Source organism: Paenibacillus sp. WG02 (assembly GCF_055396115.1).
In genome coordinates this window covers 2225973-2243089 of record NZ_AP036016.1, presented here as the reverse complement: position 1 = coordinate 2243089, position 17117 = coordinate 2225973, and the positions used below count along the sequence as shown (strand labels likewise).

The 17117-nt window shown below is 45.2% G+C and carries 5 protein-coding genes; all 5 read right to left on the bottom strand.

Annotated features, from left to right (window positions below):
* Positions 1-23: 23 nt before the first annotated feature.
* The 5 genes from ACBP55_RS10360 to ACBP55_RS10340 all read right to left on the bottom strand — a co-directional run bounded on the left by ACBP55_RS10360 (position 24) and on the right by ACBP55_RS10340 (position 17092).
* Positions 24-5012, bottom strand: coding sequence for a carbohydrate-binding protein (locus ACBP55_RS10360; protein ID WP_464651294.1), 4989 nt, complete (start codon positions 5010-5012; stop codon positions 24-26).
* Between the two features lie 630 nt (positions 5013-5642).
* Positions 5643-6800, bottom strand: coding sequence for an S-layer homology domain-containing protein (locus ACBP55_RS10355; RefSeq protein WP_464651293.1), 1158 nt, complete (start codon positions 6798-6800; stop codon positions 5643-5645).
* Between the two features lie 444 nt (positions 6801-7244).
* Complete coding sequence (locus ACBP55_RS10350; protein ID WP_464651291.1) at positions 7245-12203, bottom strand: carbohydrate-binding protein; 4959 nt, start codon at positions 12201-12203, stop codon at positions 7245-7247.
* A 393-nt stretch (positions 12204-12596) separates the two neighbouring features.
* Positions 12597-14966 carry a beta-galactosidase GalA gene (gene galA, locus ACBP55_RS10345; protein ID WP_464651290.1) on the bottom strand — a complete coding sequence of 790 codons (2370 nt, stop codon included), beginning with the start codon at positions 14964-14966 and terminating at the stop codon, positions 12597-12599.
* Positions 14967-14986: 20 nt separating this feature from the next.
* Entirely contained in the window at positions 14987-17092 is a 2106-nt protein-coding gene (locus ACBP55_RS10340; RefSeq protein WP_464651288.1) for a DUF5054 domain-containing protein, read from the bottom strand.
* Between the last annotated feature and the right edge of the window lie 25 nt (positions 17093-17117).

The following is a 17117-nucleotide window of genomic DNA, read 5'->3' as shown; positions in this document are numbered from 1 at the left end:
CAACAAAATTCTTTCTTGATGTTTTATTGCAAGATCGCTTTGGCTACAATAGCAAGGTCTACAATGTCTACTTTGCCGTCATGGTTGACATCCGCTTTCTCATTCCAACCTACTTGACCTTGTTGTTTGCCGTAGGCAGCTGCAACCACAGCCAAGTCACCGATGGAGACACCGCCACCATTGATATCTGCGATTATTTTCTTGCTTTCAAACACTTCAACTGCCGCTTCCAATGCGGCTTTCGCGCTATCCACCTGCTGCTGGGTGGCATTCGAATTGTTTACTGTCGCTTTGGCTGCATCGATAGCCGACTGCAATAGCGCTTTGGAGCCACTTACATACTGTCCGTCTCCGCCGCCTTCCACTGCCGCATTGTACTTCGCCTGCGCGCTTGCGATTGTTGCGTTCAATTGTGCCTTATCTACAGGTATAGCAGGTACAGTTATTTGGATCTCACTGGAAGCTCCGCCGAGCTGCAGTTCATTCCCAAGTCCATTGGCAATCTTTACATGATTTACAGAGATTGTCGTATTGGTTGCTTGGGTTACAGATTTGGCCTTAAATTGGATTGCGAACATATCGCCTTGGGCAGGCACGTTCGCGCCCACGGTGGCAGCGACAATCCGGAGTTGACCCGGAGCTGTTTCCTTTGTATCGATGACTCGGAACCCGTCTTTCAGGGATGTCACCGAATCGAATTGTACACTTGCAGGGTCATACTGTAGTGTGAAATCTTGGGCGTACACTTGCTGATATACGCTTTGCGTAACGTCTGCCAGTCCCATCGTCAGAGTGAAGGCTTGGCCAGAAAGTACCTGCTGTACACCTGTCAATGTAGACTTTGGTGTTGCTGGCGCAGGCAGCACAGTCACACTGATGCCCGTTGTCAATGCGACGTTGTTCGGATTTACCACTCCTGCTGGCAGAGTTACAGTTCCACTTACGGTGAATGTCTGCTGCGTCCTTACAGCCGGATCATAGCTTGAACCGTCAACATTCCATGTCACGTCAACGTTCATACTTCCCGTGTCGGTAACGAACTCTGTCGTTGCAGGTAATCCAAGGGCCGCTGCTGTCTTCGCCGTACCGTTCACCACCCCTGTGATTGCCGCAGGCGTTGTAATGCTCTTAAGCGTTTTATCTAATGAAGGAGCTTTTAATACCTGAAACTCATAAATTCTTGCCGCTGGATCACTGGTTTGTGTAGGGGTTGTAACGTTCAATTTGATGTATCGGGCCGATACGGCGGCTATACTGTCTATCGTTATGCCGTTCGTATTATTGGCTACGTTGACCACCGTACTCCAGTTTGTGCCGTCACTGCTGACCTGAATATTGTAAGCCTTCGTGTTAAAGGTGGCAGACTCCCCGCCTGCCGAAGCATGCTTGATGATAAATGCGTTCACGCTCTGCAAGGAACCGAAATCAAATTGCAGCCAACGGTTGCTGGATTTGGAGCACCATTTGCTGTTCCCGGTTAAGATACCGTCCACGGCTTTATCCGCTGTTTCTGAGCCACTACACGAACTGTCCGCCGTTGCCGTTATTTGTGATGATGGGATCTTATTAACAGTTACACTAACGCTTGTTGTCAATGGTACGTTGTTCGGGTTTGAAACTACACTAGGCAGGGTAACAGTCCCTGGTACCGTGAAGGTCTGCCCCGTCATGGTAGTTGGATTGTAGCTAATGCCGCTTAAATCCCAATTCACACTGGCATCCATATTTCCTGACTCGGTTACAAGTACTGCATTTACGGGCAATCCAAGAGCTGCTGCTGTCTTCGCCGTTCCGATGTCCACGCCTGTGATGGCTGCCGGCGCTGTTATGCTCGTGAGATTCGTTGGAGGCACTTCGGATAACTCAAACCAGTTAAGGTTCCAGCCGCCTGTATTGATGGCCAGCCTTATGGTATGCCTGCCAGCACTTAAGGTAACCTTGTCGGATACGGTCCTCCAGGTTTGGAAGCCTCCGGTTGACGGCAACGATGTTATTTTATTCGAAACACCATCTACTAAGAAGTTGACGATGCCTGTGCCTGAGTTGACTGCTACCCTGTAATCTACTTTGTACAATGCCGATTTTTGCACATTTACAACGTAGTCCATCCAGTCTCCTGCATCTGTCCATCCTACATCCTTTGTCCCTTCCGTGCTGTTCTCTAATTGAATCCCAGACATACTAGAATAATTTTCCGCTTCTATTTTTCCAGGTATTGCAGTAATAGGGTTTACAGTTACGCTAATGCTTGTTGTCAATGGTACATTGCTTGGATTAAAGACCCCAACTGGCAGGGTTACGGTTCCTGGTACTGTAAAGGTTTGCCCCGTTTCCACTGTAGGATCATAACTCGTGCTACTTACATCCCAAGTCACATTGGCATCCACGTTTCCTAAATCGGTTACAAGAGATACTTTAGCAGGCAATCCAAGATCTGCCACTGTCTTCGCCGTTCCGTTGGACAATCCTGTAACGGCTGCTGGTGTTGGTATGCTGGTTAAATTCTTGTCGACAACCTTTATTAATTCAAACCAACGCAAGTTGGAACCCTCAGGGCTAATTTGCATCCTTATCGTATGTGCGCCTGCAGTTAAACTTACCACATCCGATTTATTCCCGTTAGAATCCCAGCCCCCGCTAGACGGTAAAGAGATATTTTTCTGTAAAACACCATCAACAATAAAATCTAATCCGCTATTACCATTACCACCGTAATTGACATTGATCGTATAAGTTCCTGTACTCGCTACATTCACATTGTAATCCGCCCATTTGCCAGTTGAAGTACTACTCAAACCACTTCCGATAGTCGAAGTTAACCCATACATGACATTGTAGTTTTCAAAGGGGATTCTTCCTGGCACTGATGAGACACCTGGCTTTACAGCATATATATCTACAGTAAATGAAGCTGTTCTCCCTCCCACAGTAACTGTGACTGTCTGCCCCATTTCCTCCGCTGTAGCGCTAAAGCCGGATATATTGTTTTCATTTACGCTTATATTCCCTGTAGTACCATCGCTGTAGGTGCCCACAACTGTCATGCCGTTGAGTGCAATTCTCTCCCCGAATGAATAAATTCGCTTCGTTGGCAGATTAGTAATTGCGATGCTTTGCAACTTTTTGCCAGAAGTCTCATTGGCAAACGCCTTAATTTGATCGGTAGTCAATGCTTGATTATAAAATCTTACAGCATCAATTCGTCCATTGAAGCTTTGGCTGCCGCTGCTGTCTGCGCCTATATACGTTCCCGTTGTTGGCGTAGAAGGAGCTGCCGTATTATTGGCTACAGGTACGCTGTTGCCACCCACATACAGCTCCCAGACGCCGCCTCTTCTTGCCGCAGTGACATTGGTCCATTGTCCCGCTGTCAAAGTAGCCTGCGATCCCAGAATTGTCTGTCCGTCGACCGCAATGGACACTTTATCGCCCTGGCTATGGTCCAGAACGATGGAATAGCCGTTGGTAAGCCCGTCGCCATTCGTCAAGATCTGCTGCGACCCTGAAGTTGCGCCATTCCATTTCACCCAGGAGGTTAGCGTTACATCGTCTGTTTTTGTCGATACAAGGGCTGCGCTTGCATAATTGCCGTTAGCGCCATTCAGGCTGAGTGAGGCTGAACCTTCCATTTTATCGGTCGTATCATAGGCTGCACTTCCCTGCAAGGTTGCACCAAACCCATTCGGGATACTGTCATTGCCATTGTTGTTGAATCCCCACATCGTGCTAGAAGCAGTTTCATCGATAATTTGAATGTTATCCACATTCACGTTTGCTTTATTGCCTTCGCTCTTTATGGCTAGCTTGTTATAACCTGGCATCAACTCAATAGCTACCGACACATCGTTATAGGAACTCATCCCTCCAGAAGTCGGTAAGTTGAGCGTCTGTAATTTGTATCCATTTAGATACAATCCCCTGGTAGCACCTGCCGTATTCGTAGCATAGCGCATTTTCAATATTTTTTTGCCGCCTGAGACTCCCCCGTCAACCCTATTCAACTCAATATATGATCTTCCTGAGGTTGGATCGTTCATAGTAACAACCTTGCCGCCAGACGCATTGACATCATCGCTTGGGGTTGCGTATGCGAAGGCACCTTCTTCGGCTTCGTATACACCAGTCGTATTCGGTTTTAATTGTATCGTGCCGTACCATGTTGTTTGATTGTTAGCGAATTCTCTGCCCCTAATGCTCACCTTGTCATTATAGACATCAAATATTAAACCCTCACCCCCATTTGTTACAATAGCGCCATCTCGTACTGCTGAGAATTCCTTGCTGTATAAATTGCCTTCCTCTTTAAAATCGTCATGGATATGCCCTGTTATCAAAATACTTTGCGGATATTTCGCCATAACTTTCTTAAGTTGCTGTGTGGATAGCGGATCAACTTGCCCAACAGGATATGTGTGGGATACCGTTTGATCTATAGGTTGATGCATGAACAGGAAAATTGGCTTGCTTGGATCAGCATTTTCAGCCATCTTGCTATTCAACCAACTCATCTGTTCATCGGAAATAACTGCCGGTCTACTATCTGCTCCTAAAATAATAAAATGATAACCTTTGACCCACTTATCATAATACAAGTTTTCCATTTTTGTCTTATTTACAAATCTATTCCTGGAATTGCTAAAATTAGAATCATAGTCATACTCGTGGTTGCCAATTGCATAAAAGGTAGGAGCATGTGGTGTTGCGTTCATCGTATTCATGACAGAGTCATATTCAGCGTCCGTTTCAAAATTGGTAAGGTCTCCGACCACTGTGATCGCATCCACATTGTTAGCAACAGAGTCTTGCAACGCCGCAGGAACATTCCCTGTAGCGACATGTATGTCAGATATGGACATAAAACTCATGAGTGGACCTGTCGAAGAGCCATCCGCCCCTTCTGCAGAGCTTTTTCCTTGAAAAAGCACAGTGATAAGGCCAGTACTGCCTACCAAAGCTGTGGCTATCAGGACGAGTGATAGAAATGATTTTTGGAACCTTTTAATGAAAGTCATTCGGTACCTCCCAAATTAATTAAATAATACTCGGAAACCAGTGAACTTAATACGGTTAAAATTAACCATTCACTTCCTTGCTCAAAATGCTTTACATCCACTAATATTGAGCTAACTTTTCCCTTGAATTGGTTATCACCCCTCTCAATCTTTCAAGACTCTCGAAGTAAAAATTTTATTTTTGCAGGATAAAACTTTACTCGATTAAAGTTTTGTAAACGTATTGTAAACGTTTGCCGATAATTACAGATGCGGTATTCTTTTAGCGGATCATCCAACACTTTAAAAATGATGTGAATAAATCGCAGTATTTGCAATGCGAATGACTTAATATTAAATTTTCAGTCATATTTTGAATATCCTAAAAACATGTACAAATATCTCAAATAGCGAACTTTTTCGATATTTACAATATCTTTAAAAAAAATTTGGAAATACTTTACATGTTTCCTGCCACCCAGTATGGCTGATACCCCCAGGGGCAACTGTACAAGTACTTCATAGTTGCCGTAGATGGACGCTTGAGCGGGAAAATGATTGGCAAAGTGACAGCATAAAAAAACCGTTACCCCCGGCATGAAATTGCTTTCATGTCGGGGGTACGGTTTTATGTTCTTTATGAAAGGTGGATTAGTCCAAGCTATCCAATAATGTTTTTATTTCAGGGTTAAGGTTCAATGCATTCAGAATAACTGTAAGAGCCTCCGCACGTGTGGAGTTGCCATGCGGATCAAAAATTCCATCGTCCTTGCCGCTAATGATGCCAGCTTCAGCCGCATCTTTGATTTGATTCACTGCATAGGAGCTTGCGCTTGCCAAATCTGTCAAGTTGCCCTTGGAAGAATCTTTATCCAGATTATTCAAGTTGATAACGCGGGATAAGATGACGACCATTTCCTCGCGGCTAATCGTTTGGTCCGGCCTAAAAGTTCCGTCTTCGTAACCGGCTATCACCCCTGAGCTTGCGAGCTTCTCAATAACAATCCTGGCCCAGTGATTGTCGAGATCGTTCAGTATAACGGAATGATTAGGACGGCTGCCGATGTCGAATACGCGCGCGATGATTGCTGCAAACTCGGCTCGTGTAATTTTGCCATCCGGATGGAACGATCCATCCTCATACCCATCGATAATGCGCAGTTTCACGAACGTACCGACAGTCTTTTCGGCCCAGTGTCCTTTAATATCAGCCAGTTCAACTTTCGTATTAGATGTCTTGGCTTCCGCTATCTTAGACTGGATAGCTTGAATCAAGTCTTTTACGCTAACAATGTCACTATTAAACACATCTTTCTTATTCGTGGGGTCCTTTTTGGTTATAATTGCCGATACCTTACTGTTGCCTGAAACATCATTAGACACTAACTGCGAATTCACCAGTTTCACGCTATCCAGTGCAATTTCGGCCGATCCTTGACTTTTCGCTTTAAATGTCAGCGTTGCCAGTGTCACATCCCCGTTCTTGCCTGGAGTATTGCCTGTTTGTGAATTCGCAATTAGAATTTTGTTCCCTTCCACAATAGGCCCCACAGCATAGCCGCTCCTACCACTAGAACCACTAATACACTCCAAATGGCTTGTATCAAAAGATAGCTTGACTTCATATGCGTACAAGTCGCTTACTTGATTTCCACTCACCGTCACTTGGAATTTACCTTCTTCCGATATACTGTCGTCCGAGATGGAAAGCGAAAAGGACGGGCCGAAACTTGCTTGTATACCGAGTGGTGAAATTAAAAACATAGACAAAAGAAACATCAGACTGAATGCGTGTATTTTTTTTATCATGGATGAAATTCTCCCTTTCGTACAACATGGTATGAGTTTTTTTACTTTTAACTAACTTTTCCCTTCTAATGATGACGTTCTACTGCACCCAGCAACAAACGTTAAAAGCGCTTTCTATTCCTTAAAGACATTGGATCCTTTAACACTTTAAAAATGAAGTTTATAAATCGCAGTGTAAGCCATGCTAATGAACTAATATTATAATTTCATTTGTACATTGAGTATCCTAAAAATAGATATAATTATCATAAAAAGTGAACTTTTTCGACATTTACAAAATTCTCAAAGAAGGGCATATTGCTAAAAGCCAAAATAGCTATGCCAGTTCAAACAGAACTGTCCAAGCATTCCGAGGAGATGAGAAACAAAAATAGTCGCTATACAGTAATTATCGTACAGGTACTGTATAGCGACTATAAGATTCTACTTACCAATTAAATTGTTTTATTGCAAGATCGCTTTGGCTACAATGGCAAGGTCTACAATGTCTACTTTGCCGTCATGGTTTACATCCGCTTTCTCATTCCAGCCTACTTGACCTTGTTGTTTGCCATAAGCAGCTGCAACCACAGCCAAGTCACCAATTGAGACACCGCCTCCATTGATATCTGCGGTTATTTTCATGCTTTCAAACACTTGTATTGCTGCTTCCAATGCGGCTTTCGCGCTATCCACCTGCTGCTGGGTGGCATTCGAATTGTTTACTGCCACTTTGGCTGCATTGATGGCTGACTGCAATTGCGCTTTAGAGCCAATCGCATACAGTCCATCTCCATTGCCTTCCACTGCTGCATCGTACTTCGCCTGAGCACTTGTGATCGTTGCGTTCAAGAGCGACTTATCTACAGGTATAGCAGGTACAGTTATTTGGACCTCACGGGAGGCTCCGCCGACCTGCAGTTCATTCCCCTGTCCATTGGCAATCTTTACATGATCTACAGAGATTGTCGTATTGGTTGCCTGGGTTACAGATTTAGCCTTAAATTGGATTGCGAGCAAATCGCCTTGAGCAGGCACGTTCGCGCCCACGGTGGCAACCACAATCCGGAGTTGTCCCGGAGCTGTCTCCTTTTTATCGATGACTTGGAACCCGTCTTTCAGGGATGTCACCGAATCGAATTGCACACTTGCAGGATCATATGACAGTGTCAAATCTTGGGCGTACACTTGCTGATATACGCTTTGCGTAACGTCACTCAGTCCCATTGTCAGAGTGAAGGTTTGGCCAGAAAGTACCTGCTGTACACCTGTCAATGTAGACTTTGGTGTTGCTGGTGCTGGCAAAACAGTCACGCTGACGCTAGTTGTCAGTGCTACGTTGCTCGGATTTACCACTCCGGCAGGCAGAGTTACAGTTCCACTTACGGTGAATGTCTGCTGCGTCCTTACAGCCGGATCATAGCTTGAACCGTCAACATTCCATGTCACGTCAACGTTCATACTTCCCGTGTCGGTAACGAACTCTGTCGTTGCAGGTAATCCAAGGGCCGCTGCTGTCTTCGCCGTACCGTTCACCACCCCTGTGATTGCCGCAGGCGTTGTAATGCTCTTAAGCGTTTTATCTAATGAAGGAGCTTTTAATACCTGAAACTCATAAATTCTTGCCGCTGGATCACTGGTTTGTGTAGGGGTTGTAACGTTCAATTTGATGTATCGGGCCGATACGGCGGCTATACTGTCTATCGTTATGCCGTTCGTATTATTGGCTACGTTGACCACCGTACTCCAGTTTGTGCCGTCACTGCTGACCTGAATATTGTAAGCCTTCGTGTTAAAGGTGGCAGACTCCCCGCCTGCCGAAGCATGCTTGATGATAAATGCGTTCACGCTCTGCAAGGAACCGAGATCAAGTTGCAGCCAACGGTTGCTGGATTTGGAGCACCATTTGCTGTTCCCGGTTAAGATACCGTCCACGGCTTTATCCGCTGTTTCTGAGCCACTACACGAACTGTCCGCCGTTGCCGTTATTTGTGATGATGGGATCTTATTAACAGTTACACTAACGCTTGTTGTCAATGGTACGTTGTTCGGGTTTGAAACTACACTAGGCAGGGTAACAGTCCCTGGTACCGTGAAGGTCTGCCCCGTCATGGTAGTTGGATTGTAGCTAATGCCGCTTAAATCCCAATTCACACTGGCATCCATATTTCCTGACTCGGTTACAAGTACTGCATTTACGGGCAATCCAAGAGCTGCTGCTGTCTTCGCCGTTCCGATGTCCACGCCTGTGATGGCTGCCGGCGCTGTTATGCTCGTGAGATTCGTTGGCGGCACTTCGGATAACTCAAACCAGTTAAGGTTCCAGCCGCCTGTATTGATGGCCAGCCTTATGGTATGCTTGCCGGCGCTTAAGGTAACTTTGTCGGATACGGTCTTCCAAGTTTGGAAGCCTCCGGTTGACGGCAACGATGTTATTTTATTCGAAACACCATCTACTAAGAAATTGACGATGCCTGTACCAGAGTTTACTGCTACTCGGTAATCTACTTTGTACAATGCCGATTTTTGCACATTTACAACGTAGTCCATCCAGTCTCCTGAATCAGTCCAGCCTACATCCTTTGTCCCTTCCGAGCTGTTCTCTGTTTGAATGCCAGACATACTAACGTAATTTTCCGCTTCTATTCTTCCAGGTATTCCCTGGGCAGGGTTTACAGTTACGCTAATGCTAGTTGTCAATGGTACATTGTTCGGATTTAAGACTCCAGGAACCAGGGTTACGGTTCCTGTTACTGTAAAGGTCTGCTCTGTTACCTTTGTTGGATCATAACTTGTGCTGCTTACATCCCAAGTCACACTGGCATCCACATTTCCCGCATTGGTTACAAGGGATACTTTATCGGGCAATCCAAGAGCTGCCGCTGTCTTCGCCGCTCCGTAAGCTGTAACAGCTGTGGGCGATGGTATGCTCATGAGATTCGTAGGAATCGTAACCGTACTTGTAGCAATTTTTCCGTCAGCCGTTGAAGCGGTAATAATGACTGTGCCACCAGTTTTTCCTGTTACAAGCCCATTACCGTCTACCGTCGCAACAGTAGGATTACTGGAAGACCAGGTTACAACTTCATTAGCATCTGAAGGCATAACCTGTGCAGTTAATTGTAAAGTTTGGTTCTGCTCAACAGTTGCCTGCGTTTGGTTCAAAGTAATACTACTCGGCCCCGGAGTAAGAGCATAAGAATTACCTGCGCTAGTATTAAACGTATACACACCACCGTTATTTGTGGTAGCGACCGGGACACCGTTATTGGTAACCTGGAGCGGATGGTTCGGCCATGGATTCATCACGGAAACCGGTTTACCTTGTTCACTCACGATGTTTACATTCTGAATCACGCCGGATGAAGTAATATCCGCATCGACCAGGAATGCACCTTTGGCTCTTAACCTCTTGAATTTCGCCGCTTTATTCGTGTACCAATTGGGGAAGATACGAATATAATCTTCTTGACTCTGAAGCATGGCTGATTGGATGAACTCCATATACTCGCCATTGATATGGAGACCCCCAATTGTGTTGTTCTGCCTTAATCCGTGCCAGTTTTCAAGCGGCACGTTAAGAATTTTTGATTTGATATTAGATACCAATGTATCAATCGGATAGCCAACCTTATTTCCAAATATGCCATATTTAGTTGTAGAATAGTCCGCTAAATCCAATGAATTGAACGCGATATCTTTTAAATTTTGGGGCGATGAAATGCTAATTTGCTCTGCCGGATAAATAAGTTCCAAATCCGTATAATCGTGATAAGAAGTTTTTGCTTCATTGCCAACAAAAACTCTTTTTCCGTTTTGAATGACTGTCGGATAATCGCTGATATTATCATAAATATCTTGCCAGGTTGGCCGCATATTCGCATCTACGCCCAAATCTTGGCTAGTGGTCAACAAAGCTTTCATGACAAACTTGATCAGCGCTAAATCCAGAATTGGATTTCTACCATAACTATGTTCATTCGTCGAGCCATAATCGACATATTTACCGTTAACCTTGGCTCCGAGGTGACTTACCCAGTAATCGCCCAATGCTTTAATATAAGGATAACCTTGCGTTCTCAACCAATTGAGATCCTGATTGTAATAATAGTTCCAAATGAGAAGAGCGCCAGAATAGGATGCATCTAAAACCTGATCTCCGTAAAAATTATCCGATAATGTCCCCCACGGGGCAAGTCCGACTTGATATAATATCCCTTGTTCCCCTCTGCTCTGAGCATTACTCCTTCCTTGAGGCATGTAATCGAGCAAGGGCTGGTAGACGCCATCGGATAACTCAGGTCTATTACCTACGAAGAAAGCTTCGTTCTGGCCCAAATATTCCTGATTTAAGTGAAAATCGCCTTGCCATCCGGGAAAGTCACTCAGGCAGAATGGGTATTGACCTGCAGGAGTAAATCCGGCCCTATTGATGGAACCAAATTGGTACAGTGCGCCATAGTAATACTTATCCAATTGATCATCGTACGTTCTTACATAAGACTTGAGCCAAAATTGCTTCCACCAATCCAAGTGCGCCGTCTTAAGGCCTGCAACAATGGTATCGTTCAACTGTCCTGCTCTTGCTTTGGCATCCGCCAAATGGGTTGTGGCGTTTTTACCGCCTTTAAGCACCGTATAAATTTTGACGGTTGTACCCGGCACAAGCGTAAAGGTTGCCGTACTCTTACCAAGATTATCCGTTGTTTCCGTTACACTCGCACCTTGAATGGTCGAAGCGATTGCATTCCTTGTCGTCCATCTTGCACCTGACCCGCCGTTAGATGTCCTCGTTGCCCACAATATTCCGGTCGTACTGTCAATTCCGGCGGTGCTGGGGAATGCTGCTTGATTGTCCGCCTTTGCCCATATATCGACCGCCATCGGTATGGAAGCGGTGCCATCTGTCGACAGTTCGGTCACCATTGTATTTTCAGTTGCTGAAACATAGGTTACCGTTTTGAAATTAGACTGTGAAGTAGCCGTTACCTTTGCGTTTAGGATATCCTGTTCCTGCCTAAAAGTGCCTGTTGCGGAAGGGGCAGGTTTGTTACTGTCAGGCCCAATCGTAATTCCCCCTGTAGTAATAGCCCGAATGCCGCTTGGTCCGTCTGTCCACATGTCGCTTTCACTGATACTGAATTTTTGCTGATTCGTATCTCCCACAAGTACAACTTTCATGTCTCCGTTCCCCATAATGGGGCCATCTGGTGTAAAATCACCACTATTCGGAATAGTAGAAGGAGCCATATACACGCCTGACATATTTTGAAGAAACCCCGAGACTTCAGGCCAATCATCTACATTTGCTGCCATTACTTTATTACCACTGAAAGGGAACAAACTACTTGCACTTGACAACAAGAGTGCCAGTGAAAGAGTTAGAGAGACTGCTTTTAATTTCCTCTTACCTTTGTCATTCATCTTACTACCTCCCATTTTTTAATACCATTTACTTGCGTCTGGTTTTAAACCCCATCTGCGACTGTGCCAGCACCTCGGTATTTTTCATATCTTCCTCATAACGAAAGTCTGAGATGCCAGAAGCAGAGTTGGTGCTCTTTTTGGATATTCCAGGCCTGAAATAACTCCTTTCGTTCTCAATATATCGAAATCCCCTTTCTTTTTTTCTGCACTAAATTTGCACCATAAAGAAGTAGAAACGCTCATGAATTTGTCTATACCACAAGCATCACCTCTTTCATTGAGTCTAACTGCCAAATAAATTGAAACGCTTACATATTATGTATTTCATAAGTTTCTTGAATTAGAGTAATCGTTACCTAATTCAAGAAACCAGAGTGTTTCAAATAAACATTAGACTGAAGCAATTGTGCAGTTATACGCCATGAGACCGTCGGAAGCTGCCTTAACGGCGATTTCGCCGGCTTCTTCTATGGATTGAATAATCAGCAGACAACTGCCGTTGAACGTTTTTCTTCGATTAGCTTTATCAGGTTCGTGACTGCTTGGATTTCCGTTGCCTACGCCCAAGATGTTCGCTTTCCCTTCCACAGTGAAATGCAATTCGTTATCTGCTGTAGGCACCACTCTTCCAAGTGCATCCACGACAAACGCTCTGAAGACGGCTACGTCGCTGCCATCGGCTGCAATTTGAGTTCGATCAGGCACCAATGTTACCGCATAAGGTTCCCCCGTTGTTGCGACAACTTTTTGCGCTGCCTCCGTAAAACCGTTCCTGCCGATGGCCTTGAGTTCGCCCGGCGCATAGTTCACTTTCCATTCCAAATGTGACGCACGCGGCATCTCTTGCTCGCCCAAGCTCTCTCCATTCAGAAACAATTCTACGCGTTCGCAGTTGCTATATACCCATACATCAATGATCTGCCCCTCTTTACCCTGCCAGTTCCAATGCGGCATGATATGCACGATCGGCTCATCGGTCCATGCCGACTTTAAATAGAAATAGTTATCTTTCGGAAAGCCGCACGTATCCATCACGCCAAAGTGAGAGTTGATGTTTGGCCATTCATAAGGCGTAGGCTCGCCCCTATAATCAAATCCTGTCCAAATAAATACACCTGAAAGGAAAGGATTATCGACCACATCACGCCATGCTTTCTCCACCGAACAGCTCCACTCAGGAATATGAATGCCGTATTCCGGACAATATCCTTGAATGTCGTCTCTTTCATAAATGCCTCGAGTTACCGTGCAGCTTGCGCTTTCACTTCCCAGCATGATTCGGTTAGGGTACTTTTCATGGTCGCTAATATCCTGGTCTTCACGCTGACCGTAGTTATACCCTACGATATCCACGCCATCGCTGTATCCGCCGTCATTCCATCCATGATTCATAGCTGCTAGCGTAGGTCTTGTCGGATCTATGCTGCGCGTAATCGATGCCAAGGTTTTGACCATTCGCGCTCCCATAATGGTCCCTTCCAATATTTCCTCATTTTCCATACTCCAAATGATGATTGAAGGGTGATTGCGGCCCCGATAAAGCATATGTTTCAATTCTTCAATCCCTGAAGGTGAAACATCCAGCTTCCTGTTCTCGTCCACGACTAGCATGCCCATCTGATCGCATAGATCCAGAAGCTCCGGCGTTGCTGGATGATGAGCGCTTCGATACGCGTTGCAGCCCATCTCTTTAAGCAATCTGAGCTTGTATGCAATGAGCTGATCAGGCAGCGCCACACCAACGCCGGCAAAGTCCTGATGATTGCAGGTTCCTTTGATGGGATAATGCTTCCCGTTCAAGAAAAAGCCTGCATCCGCTTTGAATTCGATTGTTCGAATACCAAAGTTTGTCCGGTACGTATCCATAAGCTGCTCTTCATCGTAGACTTCCGACATGACATAATATAAGGATGGCGACTCTGGCGACCAGAGCGCCGGTTTATCTATGCGTACAAAGTGCTCGAAAACGCCTTGCAGCTGGAATGAAATTTCCATAACACTAGCGCTTTCGCCAACTATTTTTCCATGACTATCGTAAACCTTCGTTACGAGCCTGCAAGCTTTCACGGCATCATATTCATTTCTCACGGTAGTGACGATGGCAATTCCCGCTTGCTCTTCGCTAACCTCTGGCGTCGTCACATAAGTCCCGAACCGATCTACATGAAGCCGATCCGTTACGGTTAACCACGTATGACGGTAAATCCCGGCGCCCTCATACCACCAGCCTTCATAATCACGCGCATCCACTTTGACAAAAACAACATTTTTCCCTTCGCTTCCGTAACGCGCGATATCCGAAATATCATACGTAAAGCTTGTATAGCCGCTTGCATGGATGCCGAGCAGATGACCGTTCACCCACACCGTGCTGTTACGGAACACACCGTCAAACTCCAGAGAAATTTTCTTACTTTCAAGCTCTTGGGGAATGTCGAATACTTTCCTGTAACACCCGACTCCCGGAGCCAGATAGCCATGACTTTTGTGGTGTTTGACTTTGCCTCCATCATTCACATAATCGCCCTCAACGCACCAATCATGAGGCAGGACGACCTCCTTCCAGACTGCCGGATCAAACTGCGAGGTTTCCCTTTCATCAAAATACGCGATCTTAAGCCATTCGCCGTCTTCGATATCCTCGCAATCGGTTAAGCCGCCGGTCATTCCACCTTTAACGGCATGCATGATCGGCAAATCCCCTTGATGGAACATCCAATCTTTATCAAAATTTTCCTTCACTCTATTGATATCAGCCATAATTTCTCTCCTTGTACTTCTTAACTTATATGAATGGAGAATCTGAATTTGGCATTGTCTTCAAACCACATTGGAAAATTCGTTCCCCATACATTATTGTGCAAATTAAAGTGCATGCCTCTATCCAAAGGAGCAAAACTATTGTCGAATTGCAACACCCTCTTCTCGCCAGGCGATAATAAAGGGGCATCCAACGTTTCCAAGCGAACTTCGCCATCACTTCCGTGGTAATAAACGCCTGAATTGACAGCATGCAGATTGCGGTTTCCGTTTTTTACAACCTCAAGCGGAGAAATCAGTTGGCCCATCTTATCCATTTTCCACAAATTCGGATTATCGACGTTGAGCCCAAATGAGAACCAGCTTGCTTCCGGTAAACGGTTAGCCTGCTTATTGAACCAGCTTATTTCCACGTCGATTTGCTTCCGGTTTTTATAAAATTTGTAGTCAATTTGAAGATCTCGCGGAGCTCCATTTGCCTGAACGCATTCGGAAGGCATTACAAGCTGCGCTTGTACGTGGTCGTAGTGTTCTTGAGTCTGAGTTCTTAAGCTGATCAAATGGGGCGAGAACCTCTTATGTTCAGGCCGAGGCTCTGCAAATTCCATGCCAGGCTTCCCAAAATCCGCATCGGCCCAGAAATAGGTTTCACTCAAATTCTGGGAATAGTTTTGGGACCATGCATTGTAATTCTCATGACCGAAGGCTTCGTACTGATAACAACCTAACCGATGATGCTCATCTGCCCAAATCTTGCCCTGACTGTCGATTAGCTTGCAAATGGCTCCTTGACTGTCAAACGCAACCTGAAACAAACCGAGCTGATACGTACTGGCATTGTTAAGTTCCTTCGCATTGTGCAATTGCATTTGTTCAGGCTCTAATGCCTGGAACGCTTCCGCGGCTTCCTGCTGCTTGCCCTCAGACAAAGCGCTAACGGCTTTGTGGACATAATTCCGCTGCTCTTTCCATGAGCTTTCAAAGTAACTGAAACTCTTCTCTACGCCAGATGCCGCAAACAAGTCAGGTGAAGCGCCAAACTCATTATTCATGGCGAAAAGTCCCAAATACCGATATTTATCATGAATAGCTCCATTTGAAATACGATCAACCTGTCTTGCACGATGGAAATCGCGAATCGAGTAATTTTTGAAATCCGTCAAAAATTTCTTTTCATCCATTCCCCATGTATGCTCTGGAATCAAAATAAGCTGATTGCAAAATTCATCATATTCCTTGCTATCCGGATCCAATTGGCCTTCCTGCACCCACTTGTCGCGGAGTCTCAACAATTCCCTGTACTGGGAAACTTTCACGGGATCTGTAGCGACGCCATGAATCCAGGTATCTCCAATCTCCTCGTAAACGACAGGAAAGCGGTCTTTGATGCTGATTAATTTCTCAGCGAAGGCGTCCATTGTGGATGCTTGGATCGTTGCGCCTGGGAATCGTTCTGAAAGCTTCGCAAATTCCGCTCGAATATCGGCGGCTGACGGCGGGCCTGAATTGTCGCCTGTATGAGCAAATACCATCGCTTCATCGAATCCGTCAATTTCCACAACATTCCCATAGTCGCTTGCATAATTCACAATGATTTCCGATCCATCTTTCCCCTTCCAAATAAAGAGCGTAGGAACACTCGGAATTGTGGATGAAGGATTTACGCCGAGATGCAAATATTGAATTCCGTATTTAGCCAAGTAAGGAATCATGGCGATCGTATGCCCTGGGACATCCGTCATTTTCGCCGCAATGATGTTTTTCCCATATCTGGCATTTAACTTTTTACTAATCGACAAGCCGTATTCGAATAAAGCCGGATCCATGAGCTCGGTGTGGGTGGTAAAAGGCAATCCATGCCATGCGATGCTTCCGTTTTCAATGGCCTCTTCCATCTCTTTTCTCTGTACGTCGGGAGCATGCTTGAGAAATTCATGAATTAACCAAGAGCCGGTCGTCCAGACAAATTTGTCGGAGTCTCCTTCAGACCTTAACTGTTTGGCCAATTGCATCGCTTGAGGAATAAATAAATTAAAATATTTATTGATTACATTCTCCGCCATATCCGTAAAACCAATGTCCAAATGGGTTTTAAATATAACGTGAACTTTTTTCAGTTTGCTCATGTATGGTTCCTCTCTCAAATCAATC